This window comes from Eggerthella sp., from assembly GCF_048329335.1.
Lineage (GTDB): Bacteria > Actinomycetota > Coriobacteriia > Coriobacteriales > Eggerthellaceae > Eggerthella > Eggerthella lenta.
The window spans coordinates 1-22616 of sequence record NZ_DBFEGU010000027.1 but is presented as its reverse complement, the minus strand read 5'-3'; the positions used below and the strand labels follow the sequence as shown (position 1 = coordinate 22616).

17 protein-coding genes and 1 pseudogene are annotated in these 22616 nt (G+C 64.8%); 7 read left to right on the top strand and 11 right to left on the bottom strand.

From position 1 onward, the window contains the following. Nucleotides 1-369: pseudogene (locus ACMO6A_RS01055) on the bottom strand (electron transfer flavoprotein subunit alpha/FixB family protein); the annotation flags it as partial. A 48-nt stretch (nt 370-417) separates the two neighbouring features. Then, a complete protein-coding gene (fixA, locus tag ACMO6A_RS01050) occupies nt 418-1176 on the bottom strand; it encodes a putative electron transfer flavoprotein FixA (RefSeq protein ID WP_009304363.1) in 759 nt (252 codons plus the stop codon). 505 nt (nt 1177-1681) lie between these two features. Between fixA and ACMO6A_RS01045 the strand changes: the two genes are divergently transcribed. Continuing rightward, nucleotides 1682-2467, top strand: a complete 786-nt coding sequence (locus ACMO6A_RS01045) for an enoyl-CoA hydratase/isomerase family protein (RefSeq protein WP_009304362.1) — start codon at nt 1682-1684, stop codon at nt 2465-2467. A 188-nt stretch (nt 2468-2655) separates the two neighbouring features. On the opposite strand, the gene ACMO6A_RS01040 is transcribed toward ACMO6A_RS01045, so the two are convergent. Further along, nucleotides 2656-3942: a hypothetical protein gene (locus tag ACMO6A_RS01040; protein ID WP_009304361.1), complete on the bottom strand. Its 1287-nt coding sequence runs from the start codon at nt 3940-3942 to the stop codon at nt 2656-2658. 259 nt (nt 3943-4201) lie between these two features. On the opposite strand from ACMO6A_RS01040, the gene ACMO6A_RS01035 reads away from it, so the two are divergent. Then, a complete protein-coding gene (locus ACMO6A_RS01035; protein WP_114516483.1) occupies nt 4202-5197 on the top strand; it encodes a hypothetical protein in 996 nt (331 codons plus the stop codon). Nucleotides 5198-5746: 549 nt separating this feature from the next. On the opposite strand, the gene ACMO6A_RS01030 is transcribed toward ACMO6A_RS01035, so the two are convergent. From ACMO6A_RS01030 to ACMO6A_RS01000, 7 genes are all read right to left on the bottom strand, one after another. Further along, on the bottom strand, nt 5747-7189 hold the full coding sequence (locus ACMO6A_RS01030) for an MFS transporter (protein ID WP_114516482.1): 1443 nt from the start codon (nt 7187-7189) through the stop codon (nt 5747-5749). 197 nt (nt 7190-7386) lie between these two features. Further along, nucleotides 7387-8259 (bottom strand): MaoC/PaaZ C-terminal domain-containing protein, encoded by an 873-nt coding sequence (locus ACMO6A_RS01025; RefSeq protein ID WP_086414529.1) that lies wholly within the window; start codon nt 8257-8259, stop codon nt 7387-7389. Nucleotides 8260-8282: 23 nt separating this feature from the next. After that, nucleotides 8283-9896: a crotonobetaine/carnitine-CoA ligase gene (gene caiC / locus ACMO6A_RS01020; RefSeq protein WP_227101316.1), complete on the bottom strand. Its 1614-nt coding sequence runs from the start codon at nt 9894-9896 to the stop codon at nt 8283-8285. A 145-nt stretch (nt 9897-10041) separates the two neighbouring features. Beyond that, complete coding sequence (gene caiB / locus ACMO6A_RS01015; protein ID WP_009609240.1) at nt 10042-11253, bottom strand: L-carnitine CoA-transferase; 1212 nt, start codon at nt 11251-11253, stop codon at nt 10042-10044. A gap of 174 nt (nt 11254-11427) precedes the next feature. Further along, nucleotides 11428-12579, bottom strand: coding sequence for a crotonobetainyl-CoA dehydrogenase (gene caiA, locus ACMO6A_RS01010; RefSeq protein ID WP_009304354.1), 1152 nt, complete (start codon nt 12577-12579; stop codon nt 11428-11430). Nucleotides 12580-12656: 77 nt separating this feature from the next. Beyond that, nucleotides 12657-13652 (bottom strand): acetyl esterase, encoded by a 996-nt coding sequence (aes, locus tag ACMO6A_RS01005; RefSeq protein WP_009609243.1) that lies wholly within the window; start codon nt 13650-13652, stop codon nt 12657-12659. A 115-nt stretch (nt 13653-13767) separates the two neighbouring features. Beyond that, nucleotides 13768-15084: an MFS transporter gene (locus ACMO6A_RS01000; RefSeq protein WP_009304352.1), complete on the bottom strand. Its 1317-nt coding sequence runs from the start codon at nt 15082-15084 to the stop codon at nt 13768-13770. A gap of 355 nt (nt 15085-15439) precedes the next feature. Between ACMO6A_RS01000 and ACMO6A_RS00995 the strand changes: the two genes are divergently transcribed. Together ACMO6A_RS00995 and ACMO6A_RS00990 are read left to right on the top strand one after the other, a co-directional pair. Then, nucleotides 15440-16849, top strand: a complete 1410-nt coding sequence (locus tag ACMO6A_RS00995; protein ID WP_229033293.1) for a helix-turn-helix transcriptional regulator — start codon at nt 15440-15442, stop codon at nt 16847-16849. A 158-nt stretch (nt 16850-17007) separates the two neighbouring features. Beyond that, nucleotides 17008-17478 carry a hypothetical protein gene (locus ACMO6A_RS00990; protein WP_086414526.1) on the top strand — a complete coding sequence of 157 codons (471 nt, stop codon included), beginning with the start codon at nt 17008-17010 and terminating at the stop codon, nt 17476-17478. 81 nt (nt 17479-17559) lie between these two features. Here the strand turns inward: ACMO6A_RS00990 and ACMO6A_RS00985 are convergent, their stop codons facing one another. Continuing rightward, nucleotides 17560-18864 carry an MFS transporter gene (locus ACMO6A_RS00985; RefSeq protein WP_157666221.1) on the bottom strand — a complete coding sequence of 435 codons (1305 nt, stop codon included), beginning with the start codon at nt 18862-18864 and terminating at the stop codon, nt 17560-17562. Nucleotides 18865-19409: 545 nt separating this feature from the next. Between ACMO6A_RS00985 and ACMO6A_RS00980 the strand changes: the two genes are divergently transcribed. The 3 genes from ACMO6A_RS00980 to ACMO6A_RS00970 form a co-directional block, all read left to right on the top strand. Beyond that, nucleotides 19410-20597, top strand: coding sequence for an acyl-CoA dehydrogenase family protein (locus tag ACMO6A_RS00980; protein ID WP_009609281.1), 1188 nt, complete (start codon nt 19410-19412; stop codon nt 20595-20597). A gap of 106 nt (nt 20598-20703) precedes the next feature. Continuing rightward, nucleotides 20704-21939, top strand: coding sequence for a CaiB/BaiF CoA transferase family protein (locus tag ACMO6A_RS00975; RefSeq protein ID WP_086414525.1), 1236 nt, complete (start codon nt 20704-20706; stop codon nt 21937-21939). A gap of 127 nt (nt 21940-22066) precedes the next feature. Further along, the coding region (locus ACMO6A_RS00970; RefSeq protein WP_418470660.1) for an AMP-binding protein at nt 22067-22616 on the top strand (550 nt) is incomplete at its 3' end.

The window sequence follows — 22616 nt, the reverse complement described above, 5'->3', positions numbered from 1 at the left end:
TGCGGCCTTCTGCACGCGCTCGGCCACGCCGCCGAAGTACAGGCTGACGGCGCCGTTCTCGAAGGACATGACGTCGGTGATGACGGAGGCGTTCGCATGGGCGGCCAGCTTGCCGGCGATCGTCTTCATGTGGCGCGTGGGCTCCACGAGCACCACGGCCGGAGCCTCGGCGTCGAACACCGAGATCACGGTGTCGGCGGCGTCGTCGAGGACGGTCCCTTCCGGCACGGAGATGCGGGCGATCTTATCGGCGACGGCCTCGGGGGCCTCGCCGAAGGAGACGAGCACGACTTCGTCGGCCATGGTGCGAGCGCCAGCGCAAAGCTCCCGAGCGGCATCCGCGCGTTCAGCGATAACGAGTACTTTCATGAATATCAACTCTGCCTTTCTATTGCATAAGGGGATGGTCGAGGGAACTTACAGCGCGGCCTTGAGGGCGGCGGCGAACTGCTCGATGGCGCCGTCGGCCGAGGCTTCAAGGATCTCGCGCTTGCGATCAGCCTGCTTGGGGGCGAGGCAGGACGCGACCTCGATGGAGCTCTCGTACGCGCCGTCGGCGCCCGCCACGTTCATCGGCTTCTTGCCGGCGGCGAGGATGTCCTTCATGCCGGGGATGCGGGGCAGCGCGATGTCCGGCGCGACGGACACGACGGCCGGAAGCGGCACCTCGACGACCTCCACCACGTCTTCCAGCGTGCGCTCGACCTCGAGCGCGCCGTCCTTGGCGGTAATCTTCGTGGCGGCGGTGACCACGGGCAGACCCAGCTTGGCAGCCAGCTGCACGTCCACCTGCTGCGCGTAGTTGTCGGCGGAGCCGTCGCCGCAGAGGACGACGTCGAAGTCGCCCACCTTGGAAACGAGTTCGGCGAGCGCGACGGCGGTGGCGCGGGCGTCAAGTCCCTTGCATGCGTCGTCGGCGGTCATGTACAGCTCGTCCACGCCGCGGGCGAGCACGTTCTTCTTCAACTTGGAGTCGTCGATGTCGGCGCCTCCCACGGTAACGGCGACCACGTTCGAGCCCTCGTTGGCGGCGGCCAGCTGAGCGGCGGCCTCGATGGCGTTCAGGTCGTAGGCGGACACGGTGTTCTTCGCCTTGGAGTAGTCGAGCGTTCCGTCTGCCGACACCTGGATATCCTGATCGTCGGGAACCACCTTGAAAGCAGCAACGATGTTCATCCTGTACCTTTCCCTTCTCGTTTGCCTTACTTTTGCATGCAAGTCGTTGGCCGGGCGCGCCTCGGCGCCTTCCTCCGATGCTTCGGAAGGCCCGGGGCCCTTCCCGGCGCGTTGATGACAGTTTGCCGCCCTGTCATCGCCCCGTCATCGCAAAATCGCTGTGAAACCCTCATTACTCAACTTTTGACTATGCCTGCGCGGGCTCTGCGGACGGGGGCGCCGGAGCCGTCCGGCGGCGGCGCGGGCCAGGCGGCGCGGCGAGCCCTTTCCACTTGGTCGCTACCCCGGTTTACTCGGGGCTACTGCTTTTTTTGCGATGCCCCGCTTGCGCAGTATCGTCGAATTACTGCGCTGCTTGCGATGCGGCCGATACCTGACGATCCCTATGATGGAACCAGATTTCAGGCGCGTCGAGCCTCCCGCTGCGCCGTGCTGCACATGCCGCAGCGGGAGGCGAGACCGCTTGGGAAACAGGCGTGAGATCGCAACAATCCAAGGAGGAGCAATGGCAGATTACTATGGCACCGACACCGTCGTATCCGAACTTCGCGAGGACGGCCTGCTGATCATCCGCATCAACCGTCCCGACGTGGCGAACGCCCTCAACGGCGTCACCTCCAAGGCCATGGAGAACATCATGAACAACGCCGAGACCGATCCCGCGGTGCGCGCGATCATCGTCACCGGCACCGGCAAGGTGTTCTGCGCGGGCGAGGATCTCTCCGAGCTCAGCGAAGGCGGAGAGTGCCAGACCGTGACCGAGCACGGCTTCGGCGGCCTGACCGCGCGCCTGTGCTCCAAGCCCGTGATCGCCGCCTGCAACGGCTCCGCGGCCGGCGGCGGCATGGAGATCGCCCTGTCCTGCGACATGGTGGTGGCCTCCGAGCGCGCCAAGTTCGGCTGCACCGAGGTGGGTCTGGGCATCATCGCCTCCACCGGCGGCCTCGTGCGCCTCGCCCGCGACATCAATCGCAAGGACTGCATGGAGCTTCTGCTCACCGGCAAGAAGATCAAGGCCGATGAGGCCAAGGCGCTGGGTCTCATCAACTACGTCGTGCCGGCCGAGGAAGTCATGGACAAGGCCATCGAGCTGGCCGAAGAGTGCCTGAAGAACGCGCCTCTGGCCCTGAAGTGGACGAAGTACATCGTGCACGCCGCCGACCAGATGTCCGAAGAGGACGCCATGCGCTACAGCGACGCCGCCTACCGCTTCCTGGAGAAGACCGCCGACGGCATCGAGGGCCCGGCCGCCTTCGTCGAGAAGCGCACGCCGAACTGGCAGGGCAAGTAGCTCCTTCTTGGTTTTCGCCCTTGAAACCCCCGGACTCGCGTCCGGGGGTTTTGCCTTTTCCAGCGCGGCAGAGGCGCGCGATCGGCGCGGACGGGTCGCATCCATCGCGAATCGGCGCGGACGGGTTGCGCGAGATGCGCATCCCTCCCCGCGCCAAAAAAGCGAGGCGATGGGACGGGGCCAACGTCTCATTCCTCCAACTCCCCCGTCAGACGTTCCTTCCAGGTGAGCTTGCGTGGCGCGAAGGGGCTCGGCAGGGGCACGTCGTGGCCGATGGAGCGCAAGGCGATGTCCCACAGCGTGCGGCGCCCGCCGAAGAACAGGTAGCGCTTCTCGAGCTCGGGAAGGGCCTTCTCGTCCGCCGCGCCGCTTTGGGCGAAGCCGTCGAGGATCGCGTCGCTCTCACGCTTCGCCTTCGCCCGACGGTACGCCACCACGGCGTTCGCCACGAACACCCCCACGGTATAGGGCAGAACGAAGGCCTTCACGAGCGCCACCAGGTCGTCGGTGCGGTAGTCGGCCAGCGCCCGGGCCTTGTCGCCCACAAGGTCGGGATCGACGACGTGCGCGAGCTGCCCGCTTTCGCCCTGCGCCGCCCAGCGCTGCACGTCCACCAGCCACGCGCCCGCGAACACGATGGCTGCACCGGAGAACGCCACCGCCGCAAGGCCGAGCCCTTTGAACCAGCGCGCAACGCTGCTCATCCAGTAGTACGGTACCGTATAGGCGTACAGCAGCAGGAGCACGGCGGCGAACACCACCGAACCGCCGATGATCACGGCGTCCTGGCGCACGAAGTAGTCCGTCGCCGATCCGAGCACGCGCTGGACGTCGTAGACCCAGGAGAACCCGTCAGCGACGGCCGCCTCGGCAGGCCGGCCGATGGAGCCCGCGAGCGTCGAGATCCATGAGAGCACCATGCCGAAAACCGCGACGATGACGAAGAACGCCGGCAGGGTGACCGCGATGCTGGCCAGGCCGCGCGCGAGCCCGTTGTCGAAGCGCAGCGCCACGTAGTAGAGCAGCAGAAAGCCTCCCAGCAGCACGGCGGCGAATCCCAGGTACAGCGCGATGGAACCCGACAGCTCCGCACCCGGCAGAAGCGCGAGCGCCGCGCGCGAGACGAGCAACGCCGCCGACAGACCCACGAGCGCGATGCAGCCGAGCACCCAGGCGCGCTGCAGCCGGTCGGTCTCGGTGTCGAGGCGCGCCGTGCCGTTCTCGTCGACGAGCCGCACGAAGTCCAGGCGGTGGATGCGCTGCGATACGCGCACCGCCTTCAAGGCGAGCGCGAGCGCAGGCGGCAGGAACAGCGCGAGCCCCGCGCCCGCCGGCAGCGCAAGGCAGAGCCCCGCGTAAAGCGCGAGCGGCAGACCCCAGCGGTACCCCGTGTCGAAAGGCCGGCGCGTCCAGGCGCCCAACCGCCGGGCAGCCGAACGAACGGCCTGCTTGCTGTCGGGAAGGCTTCTCATCATGCGTCCAGTGTACGATCGCCCCGCCCGCCGGACAAGCAACGGCTGCGCAACCCCGCGCGAGAGGAGCAAGGAAGCCGTTCGATATAACGGGAATTCCACGCGGCTCCAACGCGGATCACCCACGGATCCAACGTCGTTTCCACGTGGATCACCTACGGATCCAACGTCGTTCCAACGCGAATTCCACGTGCCATAACACCTGGTAAACAGCTGGTCTGCGCGCTCGTAGCATATCGAAGCCCCATGCTACCCTCACGTCATGAACAGGTATCTCAGTCATACTTCCGCATTGGAATGGCTCGCATACGCGAAGGCCGACCCGCTCGCGCCGGCCGCAGCCGATCGTCGGGAACGGCTTCCTCGACACGACGGAACCCCGCTTCCGCCTGCCGGTAAGACGACGCGCGCGGACATCGACGGGCTCGCCAGCTTCGGCCTCGGGTACCTCGCGAAGCCCGTGCACCTTCTCGTGCCGAGCAGCGAGTGCAGGATACGATGCGCCGACGCCCGTTGCCACGTGCGATCAGGCCCCTTCCCCGCCCGTTCGTTCCTGCCGATCGACGAAGGGACGTTCTCGTCCTCCCCGGAGCTCGCCTTCGTTCAGATGGCGGAAGTCCTGGACTGCCCCCGGCTTGTCAAGCTGGGGGACGAGCTGTGCGGCATCTACGGCATAGAAACCGTCGGCATCGTCGACTTCGACCGAACGAGCCCTTTCACCACCGTCAAGCGGCTGGAGCGGTTCCTGCTCAAGGCAGAGTGCATGCCCGGCTTGGTGAAAGCCCGGAAAGCAGTGCGACACATCGCGCCGGGTTCGGCTTCGCCCATGGAAACGGCCATCGTCCTGCTGTTCTGCCTGCCCCCTCGGCTCGGCGGGTACGGCTTGCCGCGCCCCGTGATGAACGGAAGGGCGAGCCTCAAGAAGCAAGCCTGCCGCAAGCCCTCCGACCGACGCTACCGTTGCGACCTCTTGTGGCCGGCCGCCGACATCGCCGTGGAATACGACAGCTTCCTGCATCACGGCAGCCGCGCGAAGATGGCCGACGACGCAAGAAGAAGGAACGACCTGCTGGCGCGAGGCACCACGGTGGTATCGATCACGGGCAGAACAGTGTGGAACCTCATCGAACTCGACGAGATCGCACGGCTTCTTGCAAGGCGCATGGGCAAACGGCTTTCCACGAACGGAGTCGGCTGGCGAAAAGCCCAGCACGAGCTTCACGGGATGCTGACGGGGTCTTTCTTCGACGGACGATGAGCTTTCCGCTAATATAATCGGCTTCCCAACATGCGCAGCAGGGCTTCGCGCACGTTTCCGCGTCGCGATGTGCAGCAAAAACGAGGTTTTGGCAGTCCTGACCACAAGGAATGCGAAACGGAGAAGTCGCGACCAGGGGTTTCGCCTGGTTGCGTTCGCTCCGACGGCGTCCAACCGCTTCCGAAACGTCGAAAGACTGCCAAAACCTCGTTTTTGCTGCACATCGATGAGATCGAACGTGCGCGGAGGCCGCGAGGAGCGGCGCGCGAAGCGAGGGCGGCACGAGGGTGGCGAGGCGAGGACGGCGCTGGCGGTCGGGCGCATGCGGGGATCGCAAAGAGCAAGCGACGCGGACGGGCGCGAAGGTCGCAAGGTGCGGGCGGCGCGATGATCGCGTGACGAAGGAAGTCGAACGGGCACTGGGACCGCGAGGTGCGGGCGCGCACGGAGGTCGCAGGATGCGGGCGACGCGGGCGCACGGGGCGTGCGAGATGCCGTCGCGCGCCCGGGCGGTTGCCGGGCGCGCGAGGTTGCGGCGCGGCGCCTCCCCTACGCCCCGCGCGGGTGCGCGTCCCCCTCGTCGAGCGAGCTCGTCTCCAGAAGCGACTTGCCCTTCGTCTCGGGCGCCATGAAGGCCGACAGCACGAGGCCCAGGATCACGAGGCCCGCCGCGATCAGCATGGTGGGGCCGATGCCGTAGGCGGCCAGGAACAGCGGCGTGCCGTACGTGGCGATGATGGTGCCGATGCGCGAGAACGCGATGGCGATGCCCACCGCAGAGGCGCGCACCTCGGTGGGGAACAGCTCGTTGGGGTACAGCCATTGCAGGATGCCCGGGCCGCCGCTGAAGAACGCGTACAGGCCGAACCCCAGGATGATCACGTAGATGGGGGCGTCCGGGAACACGCCCAGGATGACGAGGCCCACCGCCATGAGGGCGAGCGAGCGGATGAGCAGCGGACGGCGGCCCATCGAGTTCAGCCAGAACATGGCCGGGATGGAACCGATCAGGAAGAACAGGCTGACCACGCTCTCGCCCAGGATGGCCTCGTGACCCTCCCCCAGCCCGAAGGCCGTCATGATCTCGGGGCCGAACGTGTAGATGGCGTACATCGGCACCACCTGGCACAGCGTCAGGATGCCCAAGAACACGATGCGCTTGGCGTAGCCGCCCGCGAACACCTTGCGCAGGCTGGTCTTCTCGCCCGGATCCTCCAGCTCGAGCTCCACGCCTTCGCCGAACACGCGCCGCATGACGGCGTCGGCCTCCTCGGTGCGGCCTTTCTGAGCCAGCCACATGGGCGACTCGGGGATGTCGTGCCGCCCGACCAGCAGGATGATGCAGGGGATGACGGCCGAGCCGAGCATCCACTGCCAGCCGCCTGCCACGCTGTACAGGAAGTACCCCACGAACGCCGCCACCGTGGCGCCGAGGTACCAGGCGGCCGACACCATGCCCATGGAGATGGAGCGGTGCTGCTTGGGCGTGAACTCGGCGATGAGCGAGGTGGCTATCGGGTAGTCGGCGCCTACGAACACGCCGATGAAGAAGCGCGCCGCCACGAGCTGGAGCGGGTCGGCGCAGAACACGCTCAGGATGGAGAACGTTCCGATGGCCACGATGTCGACGATGAACATCTTCTTGCGCCCGATGCGGTCGGTGAGGTAGCCGCCCGCGATCGTGCCCACGAAGATGCCCAGCAAAACCGACGCCCCGATGGCCGCGCTCCACGCCTCGTCGAGGTTGAACAGCGGTGTGATCTGCGTGAGCGCCACGCCGATGAGCGAGAGCACGTAGCCGTCCAAAAACGAGCCTCCGCTTGAGAAGAACGTGATCTTGCGCAAGAAGGGCGTCATGGCAACGTCGTCCATGGTCTTCTTGGCCGACTTCTTCACCTTGTGGACCACGTCCCCGCCGATCTGCTTGGCGCTGTCGGCGACCTCGCCCATGGGAGGGCTCGTTACCTGGGTCATATGCTTTACGTTGCTCATGCTCTCGTCTCCTCCTGTGCTATGCGTTCCTCTTGCGATACATCCTGAGCGGAGCGAAAGCTCCCCTTACCGTCACCCCGAGCGAGCGCAAGCGAGTCGAAGGTCCCGGCGGCACCAGCCGTGACGTTTCCCGCTTGCGCCGCACGGAATCCTTCGACTACGGCCTGCGACCGGCGCTCAGGATGGCAACCTGCGGCTTACTCCCACTCGCAGATGCCGAAGTTCAGGTGCGGCTTGGCGCCGGTCTCGTCGGCGTCGGCGTCGACCAGCTGGAAGCGGATCTCGTTGTCGCCCACCTTCCACATGCGGGTCTGCAGCGTGGTGCCCGGCAGCACCGGCGAGGTGATGCGGGTCTTAAAGCGCTTCATGCGCTCCGGCTCGCCCGGGAAGAACGAGCTGATGATGTGGCGCATCGTGAAGCCGCCCAAGCTCACGCCGTGGGCGATGGGACGAGCAAGCCCCGTCTGCTCGGTGTAGGCGAAGTCGATGTGCTGCTGGTGCCAGTCGCCCATGAGACGGTAGATCAGCGGCATGTTGAGCGGCATCGTCTCCTCCACCACGGCATCAGGCGCACGATCGGGCATCTCCACGATGTCCTTCGGGGGCTTGGGGCCTCCCCAGCCGCCGTCGTAGATGCACACGTCCCAGGTCTCGGTCTCGCACAGAAGCGTGCCGTCGGAGGAGTAGGAGCGTCCGGTCTGCTTCGACAGGCACCCGCGGCCCTCGCCGCGGTCGTACAGCGCGTCCTGGGTGACGAACGTCTCGATGCGGTCGTTCATCTTGAAGGGCGCGTGCAGCTTGATCTCGAAGCCGTAGTGCAGCGAGCCGTCGTAGTCGTAGCCGTAGTCCAGCGTGCGCGTCATCTCCTCGTGCACGGTCAGCGGCACGCCGAAGATGGGCAGCACCTTGAGGTCGGGGTTCGCGGCGTCCCCCTCGTTCACGTACTCGAGGTCCGTCTTCCCGTCGTAGCCCGCGTTGCAGCCCAGCGCGCAGATCTCCAGGTCCTTGAACGTGTACTCCCTCACGAACGGCCCGAACTCCTTGCCCACGATCTCGGTGCTGATAGCCATAATCCCTCTCCTTCGGTCGCTTGTTACTGCAGCAGCTTCTTCTCGATTTTCATGGAGCACGTGCGGGGGAAGCTGTCGACGATCTCCACGTACGAGGGGACCTTGAACCCCGCCATGTGCTCCTCGCAGTACGCGAGCACCTCCTCCTCGGTGATCCGCGCGCCTGCGGCCGGCAGCACGAAGGCCTTCACGGCCTGGTCGCGGATAGGATCGGCCACGCCGATGACCGCGGCCTCGGCGATGCGCGGGTGGCCTGCCAGCACGTTCTCCAGCTCGGTGGTGGAGATGTTCTCCCCCGCCCGCTTGATCATGTTCACCTTGCGGTCGACGAAGAAGAACCAGCCGTCCTCGTCCACGTACCCCTTGTCGCCGGTCTTCAGCCAGCCGTCCTCGGTGAACGTGCGCGCCGTGGCCTCAGGGTCGTTGAAGTACTCCTTCATGATGGTGCGGCCGCGCACGCCCCTCACCTGGATCTCGCCCACCTCGCCCGGGTCGGCCTGCGTGCCGTCCTCGCGCGTGATGCGCACCTCGTAGCCAAGTCCCGCGCGTCCCACGGAAGGCCACCGGCGCGCGCCGGTGGGCGGGTCGGTGAGCACCCAGCCGATGGACTCGGTGGAGCCGTACGTGTTCATGAGCGACACGCCGAAGCGCTGCTCGAACGCCTCCTTCTCGGCGTCGGACACCGGCAGGAAGTAGAGGATCTCGCGCAGCTCGTGGTTGCGGTCGTCGGGCGAGGCGGGCTGCAGCATGAGCGTGCGCAGCATCATGGCCACGCACTGCGTGACGGTTGCCTTGAACTCGCGGATCTGCGACCAGAAGCGGCTGGCGCTGTACTTCTCCACCACGATGAGCGTGGCGCCCACGGTGAGCACCGGCATGAGCGCGGCCAGCTGGAAGTTGGAATGACAGGCGGGCATGGTGGTGAGCAGGCGGTCGTTCTTCGTCAGCGCGACCTCCCAGTCGCCATACAAGCCGCTGAACAGGATGTTCGCATGCGTGAGCACCACGCCCTTCGGGCGCGAGGTGGTGCCGGACGTGAAGATGATCTCGGCCGGGTCGTCGGCGCTCAGCGGGCGCACCTCGTCGAGCTCGGCCGCCGCCTCGGCGCGCAGCCGCGAGAAGTCGCGCAGGGACCCGTCGCGCTCGAGGGCGGCGCGCGCTTCTTCGACGCCCTCGACCTTGTCGTCGTGCGTGCGCGCCACCAGCACGCCCTTGGGGCAATACGGGCCGCTGTCGCGCACGGCGCGGTACAGGTCGAGGAACTTCGGCTCAACCACCGCGCACGAGGCCTCGGTACGCTCGAGCACGAACGCGGCTTCCTCCACCAGGTACTGCTCGTTCATGGGCACCATGACGGCGCCGATCTTCGCCAACCCGAACAGGCACATCATGAACTCGGGGCACGTGCACAGCTGCACGGCCACGCGCTCGCCGGCCGCGACCCCCATCGAGAGGAACACGTTGGCCGCGCGGTCGATCTCCTCGTTGAACGCGCGGTACGTGTACGTGCTGGTCGAACCCGTGCGATCGCGGAAGAGGAGGAACTCGCGCTCGCCGCACGCGGCCACGAGGCCGTCCCACAGGCTGCGCACCGTTTCGTTTCCCACGATGTCGGTCAATCGTCTCACCTTTTCCATCCGTCGATCCCCTGGTAATCCGCACGATGCCGTCGTCGAGGGCCCTCGCCCGCAAGGGCGGCATCGTGCGGATGCGCGGCGAGTTCTGCCGGCCGCGCATCCGACGTGGCGCCCGGGAAGCGATTCCCGGGCGCGAGGTACCGCGTTAGCCGATCTTCACGACGCCGGCCGCGGCCAGCTCGTCGATCTGCTCCTGCGTGTAGCCCAGCTTCGTCATGACGTCGACGGTGTCGCCGCCCTGATGCGGCATCGGACGCCAGATCTGGCCCGGGTTGTTCTTGAACTTCGGGAACACGCCGAGGCCGTGGAAGGTCTCGCCGTCGACCGTCTCCCAGTCGACCCACGTGTTGCGCAGCTTCAGGTGCTCTTCTTCCACGAGGTCTTCCATGTCGTTGACCACCTGCGCGGCAATGCGGTGCGCGGCGAAGTCCTCTTCGATGTCGTACTTCGAGTTGGCCAGGCAGTACTCTTCGAACGCCTTCTGGATCTCGTCGGCGTGCGGGTTGGACAGCCACAGGCCGCTCGTGTCCTCGGGGATGTCCTCGGTGCCCCAGAGATGCCCCAGGCCGATGGTCTCGAGGAAGTACTTGTTCTGGTCGACGCCGTACAGGCACACGCCCAGGAAGCCGTCCTTGCACTTGAACTCGCCGATGCCGCAGAGGTTTTGGTTGCGGGCGCCCGGACGAGGCCACTTGATGCCCTCGTTAAGGTAGTCGACCAGGTAGTACTGGCCGATGGCCAGAAGCGTCTCGTACATGGCCAGGTCGATGCTCTCGCCCTTGCCGGACTTCTCGGCCTTGTACAGAGCCGCCAGCGCCGAGGAGGCGATCATCAGCGTATTGAAGTAGTCGCCCGCGTAGGGTCCGGGGAGCATGGGCTGCTCCTCCGTGCCGTTCTGCATGATGATGCCGGAGTAGGCCATCACCGTCAGGTCGTAGGCGGCGCGCTTCACCATCTTGGGGTCGCCCTCCTGGCCGAAGCCGGAGACGTGTACGATGACCATCTTGGGGTTGAGCTCCCACAGCACGTCGTCGGTGATGCCCTTGCGAGCCCACGTGCCGCCCTTGGAGGCCTCCATGAAGATGTCGGCGTCCTTCACGAGGTCGAAGAACACCTTCTTGCCCTCTTCGGAGAAGTAGTTCAGGGCCACCGAGCGCTGGTTGCGGCGCTCGGCCTGCTTCACGTACGCGGTGTCGCGGATAGTGTCGCCCGCGCCCGTGTTCTCGAGCCAGACGACGTCGGCACCCCAGTCGGCCATGAGGTCGGCGGCCTTCGGGCAGGCCAGCTCCACTGCCGCGTACACGACCTTGACGCCGTCGAGCGGGCCGTACGAGGGCTTTTCGGTAGGAATTGCCATGGTTGAATCCTCCTTGGTTGGTGACGGCTTGCCGTGGCTGCCGGCTAGCGGTTCAGAACCCGAGGTCATTCGGACACGGCCGATAGGCCGCTTACCTCATTGACCTCGGAACCTTCACCGCTATCCGACTCGCCACGACAGCCCTGTCCAATACTGACTAAACGGAGCTCCTGCTTACTTCTGCTTGTACTTGATGGAGGCGCCCTTGGAGGTGGCGAGGATCATCATCTCGTCGGTGCCGCCGGAGACGCGGTCGACGCGCAGGTCGCGCCAGATGCGGTTGATGCGATGCTCAGAAGCCACGGCGATGCCGCCCATGATCTGCATGGCGTCATCGGTCACTTCGAAGGAGGCGTTGGCGCAGTAGTACTTGCACATGGCGGCAGCGGCCGGGTCGAAGTTGCCGTCGTTGTTGTCTGCGTTCCAGGCGGCCTCGTACAGCATGTTCTTCATGTTCGTCAGCTTGATGCACATATCGGTGATCTTGATCTGGTTGAGCTGGAAGCGGCTGATGGGCTTCCCGAAGGCGATGCGGCTGTTCGCGTGCGCCATAGCGTCCTCGAAGGCGCAGATGGCGGTGCCGTAGTCGCAGGCGCCCACGAGCCAGCGCTCGAAGTTGAAGTCGGACACGCCGCGCATGAAGCCGTTGCCCTCTTTGCCGAAGATGTCCTTCTCCTCGAGCTCCACGTTGTCCATGTAGACCTCGCAGCAGCTGTCCATGCGCAGGCCCAGCTTGGTCAGCGGGGACAGCTTCACGCCCGGCTTGGACATATCGAGGAAGAACTCGGTGAACATGGTCGGGTCGTCGGCGTTCTTCGCCATGATGACGAGGTACTTCACACCGGCCGAGGAGGTGATGAAGGTCTTGGTGCCGTTGAGGTAGATCTTGCCGTTCTCGCGCTTGTAGGTGGTGGCCAGCGCGCCCACGTCGGAACCGGCGCCCGGCTCGGTGCAGGCCGAGTTCCAGATCTGCTCGCCGGAGCCCAGCGTGCTCATGACGGCCTCGATCTGCTCTTCGGTGCCCTCGCGGATGATGGTCTCGAAGCCGGGCAGCTGGTACAGCACGTAGGTGGGGGCGCCGTACTTGCCCAGGATCTCGTACACGGCCATCAGCGTCACGCAGGGCTGCTCCAGGCCCAGGCCGCCGTGGCTCTCGGGGAGCATGATCTGGTCGAAGCCCAGCTCGCAGAGGCCCTTCACCCAGCGCAGCGGGTACTCGTGCTTCTCGTCGCACTCGTGGAAGTAAGTCTCCCAGTTCTCGCTCTCCATGTACTCGCGGTAGCTATCGACGATAAGCTCCTGCTCGTCCGTCAACTTGAAATCCATGACGATCCTCCTTTTAGTGTTTGTGCAACGGGGCTGATCCCCCGCTGTAGCCTTGATTGGTCTTCCGGCCGCGGCGCCTACAGCCCCAGCTGCTCGCGGTAGAAGGTCGCGCCGTGCTCGAGGGCGTCGTTTGCCGCATCGAGCATCTTGGTGTAGTGCAGAAACGCGTGGATGACGCCTTCGAACACCTCGTAGCGGACGGGCGTGCCGTACTGCTCGCAGATGGCTGCCAGCGTGGCGCTGTCGTCGCGCAGCGGGTCGTACTCGGCCGCCGCGATGTAGCAGGCCGGCATGTCGCGCTCCAGGTCGTTCAGGAACAGGTTCGCGTAGGGGCTGGCCGCCAGCTCGGCGGGGTCGTTCGCGTACATCTGCATGTAGAACTGCCAGTCGGCCTCGGTAAGCCCGTCCCACGGACCGCCCAGAAGGCGCATCGAGGACGAGTCGGTCAGGCCGAACCAGCCGTAGTACAGAAGGCAGCACTTCACGAAGTCGCTTGCGCCCTTCTCCTCGCGCAGGTACATCGTGGCCGCAAGGCCCAGATGCGCGCCGCCGGAGTCTCCGGCGAAGGACAGGCGCTCGCCGTCGATGCCGTGACGGGCGCCCTGCTCGTGCAGGTAGGAGGCCACGGCGGCCACCTCCTCCACCGCGCTGGGGAACTTGGCCTCGGGCGACAGACGGTAGTCGACGGCCACCACCGGCACGCCGGCATGGCTTGCCAGGACGCGGCACACGCGGTCGTGCGTGTCGAGGTTGCCCAGCACGAACCCGCCGCCGTGCACGTACACGATGGCCGGCATGGCGGGCTCCCCTGCCGCACGGCCAGCAGCGGCTGCAGCCGTGGGATAGTAGTAGCGCACCGGAATGGCGCCGTAGGGGCCGTCCACCTCGGCATCGAGCTTCTCGGCCATGACCGGTCCGCCCTCGCACCAGAACGCGCGGCCGGCCACGTAGTTCTCGCGCATTTTCTCGAAGCCCACGCTGGTATCGTTCGCGTCGCCCGCCAGCTCATCCTCTTTGGCGAGCACGGCCTTCATCTGCGGGTTGATCTTCGAGAGCACGTCGAGCTTGTTCATTGCAACCTTCTTTCGCGAACCGATCGATGCGGGATGGTGGATCCGGTGGAACAACGGGATCGAGACGCGGGGACGCTGCTTGCAGCGGCGCGCCCCCGCGCTCGCTGGCGGCGCGTTACGCCTTGGCGGACTCGCCGTCCTCTGCGGCCGCGACCGCGTCGGAGGCGCCGAAGTGCTTCTTGATGGAGCGGAGCAGCATGACCAGCGCGATGCAGCCGATGACGCCGAACATGATCTCGAAGCCGAAGATGCTGGAGAACGCTGCCGTGCCCTGGGCGTCGATCATGCCGCCGTACCAGGTGTGGATGAACACGTCAGGCAGGAAGCCGATGACGGACAGCAGGCCGGAGGCGGTGCCGAAGATGGCCATGGGGATCTTGACCTCGGACAGCGGCGAGGAGCCGATGGAGAAGGCGCCGTAGGTGGTGAAGCCGAACACGACCACGAGGATGGAGGCGACCATGGCGCCGGAGGGATCCTGCGGGAACAGGATGAAGCCGACGAGCACCGCGATGGACAGGATGAAGCCGCCCAGGATGGTCTTCGAGGGGCTCTTGATCTTCGTGGCGATGAAGCCGACGATGGGGCCGGCGATGAGGCCGATGCCGTAGGTGCGGATGAGGCCGACGATGTTCACGAGGTTGCCGTCGGCGTTGAAGCACTGCGTGAGGTACGGCGTGGTGTAGGTAGCGCCCTGGTACACGGCGTAGCAGGCGAAGTACGCGACGCAGGCCCAGATGACGCCGGGGTGCTTGATGGCCTGGATGGCCTCCTTGACGCTGAACAGCTTGGCGTCCTTGTTGATCTCGCCCTTGAAGTCGGGGATGATGAAGAAGGAGACGACGCCCAGGACGGCGATGACGACGCCCAGGAAGATGAGCATGGCCTGCACGCCCGCGGAGCCGGAGATGGCCGCGATGATGCCGGCGTTGATGAGGCCGATGACGAGGCCGGTGACGCCGTAGATGGAGTAGCTGATGCCGATCTTGGAGGCGTACTCGTTCTCCTCGCAGCACAGGCGGATGACCTTGAAGCGCGTGCCCCACCACACGAGGATGGAGGTGACGCCCATGAGCACGAACAGGATCAGGCAGATCTGCACGGAAGGCAGCATGGCGTACACGAACACGAGCACGGCGGTGGCGATGAAGCCGACCCATGCCAGCGTGCGCATGCGGAACTTGTCGGCCACGATGCCGGAGGGCAGGTAGCAGATCATGGCGGCGATGCCGTAGGCAGACACCATGAGGCCGAGGTCGGCGTTGGTGGCGCCGAGCGCCTGCATCAGCGGATCGTAGAAGACGTTCTTCAGATACATCGGCGCGTAGATGATCGACGAGCCCATGGAGATGAGCACGACGAGCGCCCACTTGTGCAGGGTGGAGAGCTCCTTGTAGGTAACCTCTCCCTTGCTCTTGGCAAGCAGTGACATCCTTACTTCCTTTCTCCTTGTCTGCGCCCGGTCTCTCAGTCGGTCGCCGGCACGTTCATGGCGGCGACCGGCGGTGAACCGAGCCGTTGGGTGCATTCTGTTCGCAGACTGTGGTTTTGCCATCGCAAAATCCCCACTAATTGGCCTAATACTTACTTTCTTGCGAGGCGTTACCGAAGAATTAGTGATAGATTCTCGCCGTGATGAATAAGGCGGAGGCATTGGGAGCCACCCTGCGAAAGGGCAGCTCAACGGCATCATCATCCATCGCTAACGGGAGATAGGAAGGGTGGTCGGCTTTATGACGCTCCAATCGGCAGCACCGTCGGACCGGAAAACGGGAAAAGAGGGGTACTTGACGGATCTTGCGACTCGTCCTGCGCTGAAATACGTGGGATTCGCGTTGCTTTTAGCATGGCACTACGCTCTATGGTTCGTCCCGCACATGTTCACGCAGACCGAACTGCTGGACGAGCGCGTCACCATCTCCTGGCTGGTGAACTTGGGCGCCACCGTGGTCTCGCTGCTGCTCATCGCGTTCGCGCTGGGGCGCAAGCGGCACCTCTCGGCCTACCGTTGGCTCTACATGGCCGCGCCGGCGCTCACCTGCCTTGCAACGTTGGCGATATGCCTGATTCCTCAAGTGTTCACGGTGCCCGGCCTCGCCTACGCGCTGTCCTTCTTTCTCGGCATCACCGAATCGGTCATGTGGATCCTCTGGGGCGAGCGCTACGCCTGCGTGAAGGCGAACTTCACCCTCCGCCACATCGGCACGACGTTCGGCCTGACGCTGCTCGGAACCATCATCCTGGCGTGGGTGCTGCCCTCGTACGTGACGACGGCGTTCGTCTCACTGCTGCCCATCGCCTCCGGCATACTGCTGGTGGCCGCTCGCCGCGACGGCTCGCGGGCGTTTCCGGTGCTGCTGCCGAAGAGCGCGGCCCAGGGCGGTCTCAAGAACATGGTCGCGGTGAGCATCATCACCTTCCTGGCCAGCGTCGCGTGCTATTTCCTCGTGGCCATCATCCCCTGGGAGGTGCTGCCCACCGGAGACGTCAGCTTCACGCTGGGCATCCTCGGAGGGGCGGCCATCATGCTGGGCATCGCCGGCATCAGCATCGCGTCGAAGGACAAGGCCAGCATATTCAAGATGTTCCCCTGGCTGCTGGTGCTGCTGATCGCGGCGTTCGCGCTGTTCCTGGCCGACGAGGTGGCGTTCTTCCCCGCCTTCATCATGGCGACCGGCATCTCGTCGCTGCTGGAAATCCTGCTCATCATGTACTTCGGCATCCTCACCTCGAAAGGTTACGTGACGCCGGCCGTAGCGTTCGCCTTCTCCGGCGCGTTCGTGCGCGCGGGCATCGCCGTAGGCAATACGTGGGCCGTAGGCTACGAGCACGCCCCCGAGCTGGCCTTCGCCATCACGCCCGAGACGTGCCTGGGGCTCATGTGCGTGCTGGCCGTGCTGCTGGTGCCGCTGGTGCGCCAGGAGTTCAACATCGTGGCGCTGACGGCCGCGCCGCCCACGAAGGCCGAGATCGACGAGATCTGCTCCGAGGTGGCCAAGGAGTTCAGCCTGTCGGGGCGCGAGGCCGAGATCCTCGTGCTCATCGCGCGCGGCTACACCACGAACAACATGGCCGAGAAGCTGGTGATATCGCCGTACACCGTGAACACCCACGTGCGGCACATCTACGAGAAGATGCAGATCCACAAGCGCAGCGAGCTGCTGAACTACCTCAACATGCAGCGCAGCGATTTCTAGAAGGCCCGGACGCGAACCGGATAGATCAGGACAATTATCCGTCGCAGGACGCTTTCACAGCTGGTAGATTTGAGGTCTCCGAAGCTCGTCGCATAAAAGCGCCCTGAAGAGGCAGGTGCTTCAGGGCGCCGGCGACCGATAGAAAGGATCCCGAAACCATGCTCCCAGACGAAAGCAGCGCCGGTTTGGCGATGGCCGCCGGCTTGGCGGCCGCGATGGCCGGCGCGGAGGGGCCCCGCTACGTCGAAGCGCCCGACGGGACGCGCATCCTCTTCTTCGAGCGATCGAACATCTCGCATGACGAAGGACGCGATGTCGCCCGCATCGTGTTCTCCGGATGCTTCTCCATCAACGGCGACATGCTCCTCGACCGACGAGGCGAACCCGTGGAAGGCGGCTTCGAGGCGATGTTCGACGGTCCGGGCGACCCGGTGAGCGCGTGGGCGTGGCTCGCCGAAGCCGTCGACGACGGCGTGCGCGAGAAGTTCGAAGCCGTGTTCGGCTCGACGTTCTCCGAAGACGGCCTTCGCATGGACATCGGGCCGGAGGCGTTCTTGCTGTTCTCTGACTCGAACTGCTGGTGCGCCTTCGATGACGAGGACGACTCCGAGCTGCTTTTCGACCTCTAGGGGCGCGACCTCGAACACGACGGAGGGGCCGACGGATCGTCCGTCGGCCCCTCCGTCGTTCGCGGCAGCTTCGGGCGCCGCCTACAGCTTCTCCAAATACACCCTTCGCCCGGCGTAGTACGCCACGTTGAATCCCAAGTAGATGACCACGATGCTGGCCAGCCCCACGATGAAGAACGCGTCCCATCCGGCGTTCTGGTAGATCAGCGCCAAGCCCGACGCGGCGAAGGCTCCCACCAGGTTCACGGGAATCAACACGACCGAGTAGATCCTATCGTAGTCCTTGCTGCCGAAGATCAAACGCGTGAGGTACGGCAGGAGCGTGGTGACGAACGGGTAGATCAGGCCGTACAGCATGCCGCCGCCGAACAGCACCGGCAGGATCACCGCCTCGCCGCCGATCCAGATTCCGGAGAGGCCCAGGAACCCGCCGACGCATCCTATGACGAGCGCCAGCTGGATGGAGCGCGACTCCAACGCGCCGATCAGCACCTTGCCGCCGGCCATGCCCGCCATCGTGAAAGCCTCCAACGTCCCCGACATGACCATGAGGGCGCCGACGGCTTGCAGCGTCTCGCGGTCGACGGCGACGAAGCTTTGGTAGTACGTCGTGAAGTGCTGCGGGAAGATGCCGCCGATGTTCGCCATGCACCCGGCGAAGACGAGCGCGAAGAAGTACCACTTCCGAAACGCCTGCTTGGCGGGAATGCCGGGCAGCGCGTCGCCGGCGCCGTCGACCTGCGCGACCGAAGGCTCGAGCACTGCGCCGTACGCCTTCAGCCCGACGTCCTCCGGATGCGATCGGATGGCGAACAGCGTGAACGGGACGGACAGCGCGAAGGCCACGAGGCCGAGCACGAGGTACACCTCGCGCCATCCGGAGAGGTCCGCGCCCAGCAGGAACTGCCCCACCAGGTTGAGCACGGCGCCGCCCACGCCGGTCATCGCGTAGGACAGGCCGATGACCAGCCCGAGCCTCTTGCTGAACCAGCGGTTCAGCAAGCTGGCCACCATCAGCCAAAGCAGCGTGATTTCGCCGAAGCCTATCAGCACGCCCGAAAGGTACCACTGCCACAGCTCGGTGTAGAACGACATGGCCGCGAAACCCAGGCTGGTCGAACACGCCGCGGCCGTGCAGACGATGCGCATGTCGAAACGCTGCAGCAGCCTTCCGACCGGAGCCGACAGCACGACCTCGGTCAAATACACGATGGTCATGTACAGGGACACGTCGAACACGTCCACCCCTAGGTACTGGGACACGGGCCTGTAGCATAGGCCCGGAACGCTGAACGCGACCGCTGCGCATCCGAACGTGCAGAACACGCAGGTCGCGAGCACTCCCCAGTGCCGCATCGTCATCCTCTGGGTTGCAACGGCGTTCATGCGCAACACTCCCCCTCTATATATAGATCGACCTGCCCGCGCGTCTCCCCGCGCGAACCCGAACCGCCTCCGCGCCGTTTCCCATAGCGCAGGACGAGACATCGCCCTCAGTATCCGACATGGCGCGCATGATTGTGACGGTCAGAAACGCGGATCTGGGCAAGGCTGAGCTTGTCGTTTGTTACCCATATTCCCGTTCTTGTGGCAGGTTGTTGTTTGACAGTCATCGATCGATCCATATTTGTGCAGGTGCACAAATCTTTTCGCGCTGCAAGAGGGTGATCACAAGGACGCGAAAACCACACAGTATCTCGTTTTTGTACCGTTAATCGACATCGCATCTGCCTGCAACCCGCCCGATTCGGCCCCGTTTCACGTGGGGTTTCCGAAAAACGACGCGATCGATAGACCGCATCTATCGAAATCGCCCTTCAAACGAAGGAACCGGGCATTAGACGCGGGCCTGCCGAGGGCGCAGAATGACCTCATCAGATGGCGCCGCCATCGGAATGCAAGGCTCGAAACCTTAGGAAAAGGAGGGTCACATGAGCAAGTTGACCGAAGAGCAGTTCGAGGCCTACCTCAAGCAGATCCGCGAGTTGGTCGAGGGGCCGCTCGAGGAGATGCAGCCGGAGATCGAGGTGACCAACAAGTTCCCCCAGGAGTTCTACGATCTGGCGATCAAGAACGACCTGTACCGCTTCGCGCTGCCCTCGCAGTACGGCGGATGGGATCTGTCGGAGCTCGACATCCTCAGGGTCCAGGAGGAGTTCTCCCGCGGCCCGGGCGGCATGCGCATGCACCTGCACTACGCTGCCGACCTGAACTGGCGCATCCTTGACGACTACGGCTCGGACGAGCTCAAGGCCCAGTACATGGACAAGTTCCAGGACAAGACCGTGTTCACCTGCTTCGCCCTGACCGAGCAGTCCGGCGGCACCGGCGCCGACATCCACACGACGGCCGAGAAGGACGAGAACGGCGACTACATCCTCAACGGCGAGAAGTGGCTGATCTCCCACACCGACTGCTGCGAGTTCGCGTACGTCATCGCCGTGACCGACCCGGAGAAGCAGGGCGACGAGCGCCTGTCCGCCTTCTTCGTGCCGTGCGACACCCCCGGCTACGAGACCACCCCGATGCCCCACATGATGGGCGCTCGCGGCGCGGCCCACACCGGCCTCAAGTTCACGAACATGAAGCTTGACAAGAAGTACCTGCTGGGCGAAGAAGGCCAGGGCATGGAAATCGCCATCCACTCCCTCTCCGTCTCCCGCGCCCACATCGCCGCTTCCAACCTCGGCATGTGCCAGCGCATGCTGGAGATGAGCCTCGCCCGCGCCAACGATCGCGTCACGTTCGGCAAGCCCATCGCCACGCGCCAGATGATCAAGCGCGAGATCGCCGAGATGCAGACCTACACGCACGCCCTGCGCTGCATGGTGTACGACTTCGGCCGCGAGTACGACAAGGATCCGAACGGCAAGTACATCGAGGAGAAGGCCGCCATGTGCAAGCTGTTCTCGATCTACTCCACCCGCATCGTCTCCGACGGCATGCTCGAGATCTTCGGCGGCGACGGCTACTTCGAGGACTCCCCCTACGGCCCCGTTGAGCGCATGTACCGCGACGCACGCGCCATGTGGCTTGAGGAAGGCGCCCCGAACGTCCAGCGCATCACCATCGCCCGCAACTGCCAGAAGTTCGGCGGCAAGGTCGAGTACCAGCTCTAACCCTTTAGCGCTCCGCGCACGAGAACGAACCTTATCTTACATGAAGGGTTATCTGCCGCCGGTGGATAACCCTTCTTCTGTATCGCTCTTAGTATGGAGGATAGCAATGAAACCATTGGAGGGTATCAAAGTCGTCGATCTGACCAGCTACCTGGCCGCTCCCACCACCGGACGCGTGCTTGCGGAGTGGGGAGCCGACGTCGTGAAGGTGGAGTCGTTCGGAGGAGATCCCGCGCGTCGCCAGGCGGGCGTGTTCAACATGCCCATGGCCGATGACGAGAACCTGGCGTTCGACTACGCCAACTTCGGCAAAAAGTTCATGACGCTCAACTTGAAGAGCGAGACGGGCATGGACGTCATGATGAAGCTTCTGGCCGAGGCCGACGTCTTCTTGACCAGCAACCGCACCAAGTCGCTCGTCAAGATGGGGCTGGATTACGAGACGCTGCACGAGAAGTTCCCGAAGCTGGTGTACGCCCAGGTGACCGGATACGGCGACAAGGGCCCCGAAAAGGACGCCGCCGGATTCGACGTGACCTGCTACATGGCGCGCGGCGGCGTGTTCGGCACCACCGTGAACCGCGGCGACGCCCCGCTCATCCCCACCAACGGGCTGGGCGACTTCAGCGTCTCCCTGTTCCTCGCCGCCGGCATCGCCGCGGCCCTGTACGGCCGCACCGCCACGGGCACGGGCGACCGCGTCAGCGTGCCGTTGCAGCACGCCGGCCTGTACACGCTGTCCACCGGCATCATCTCGGCGCAGTACGGCAACGCCTACCCCAAGAACCGCCGCGAAGTGCCCAACCCCTTCAACAACATGTACTGCTGCGCGGACGGCAAGTGGGTGTGCGTGTGCCTCCCCGAGTACGACCGCGACTTCGAGAAGATCTGCACGGCGCTCGAAATCGATCCGCAGGAGTTCTTCGCCATCGATCCCGAGGCGAACATCTGCGCCAAGGTGAACGAGAAGTCTTTGAACCAGCAGGTCGTCGACCTGCTGGACGCGAACTTCAAGAAGTACACGCAGGCCCAGATCCTCGAGACGTTCAAGGCCAACGACATGCCTTGCGAGCCCGCCGCCACGCCGACGGACATCTACGAGGACCAGAACTGCTGGGACAACGACATGCTGGTCAAGATCCCCTACCCCTCGGGAGACCGTATCATGGCCACGAGCCCCGTCCACTTCGACTCCATGCCCGGTGCGCCCGAGTACAAGAACTACGGGAACATGGGCGAGCAGACCTTCGACATCATGAAGGAGCTCGGCTACACCGACGAGCAGATCGCCGCCGCCGTGGAGGCGGGCGAAGTTCGCGGAAGCACGTCCATCTTCGCATAAGGGGCCGACAAGAAGGCCGGACGAGCTGCGAGGCGCGCCCGGCCTTCTCGCATCGCAGCTCGTTCTCGGGTGCGCGCGAGCGCGCCCACCCGAGAACGACGGGCTGCGCAATCGCAAGGAGACGGGAATGATAACGAACCTGAAGATCGACGAAGAGCGCAAGCGGCTGTACTATCAGCAGGGGTATTGGACGGAAGAGACGCTCTACGACGTTTGGAACCGGCAGGCCCGGGCCTGCGCCGACCGCGAGTACGTCGTGGACGACCGCGGCAACCGCTACACCTACGCCTACGTGGACGACGCGGCGGCGCGCCTGGCTTCCTGGCTGAAGGACGTCGGCGTCGAAGAGGGCGACGTGGTCAGCTTCCAGATGCCCGTATGGGCGGAGTTCTGCATCGTGTACGTCGCATGCCTGAAGGCTGGGGCCGTCATGCACCCGCTGTCGCGCGCATTCAACGAACGAGACTTGCGCTACGTGCTCAACCAGGTGAAAAGCGCCGCGTTCATCTGCCCGGCGTTCTCGCGAGGATGCCGTTTCGACGCCCAGATCGAGTCCGTCGAAGCAGACGTCCCCTCGCTTAAAGGCGTCGCTGTATTCGATCGCGACCGGTCGGCCATCTCCACCTTTCCCCTCGTCGAGCGCATCCTGGAAAGCTACGAGCCGCTCAAAGAGAAGC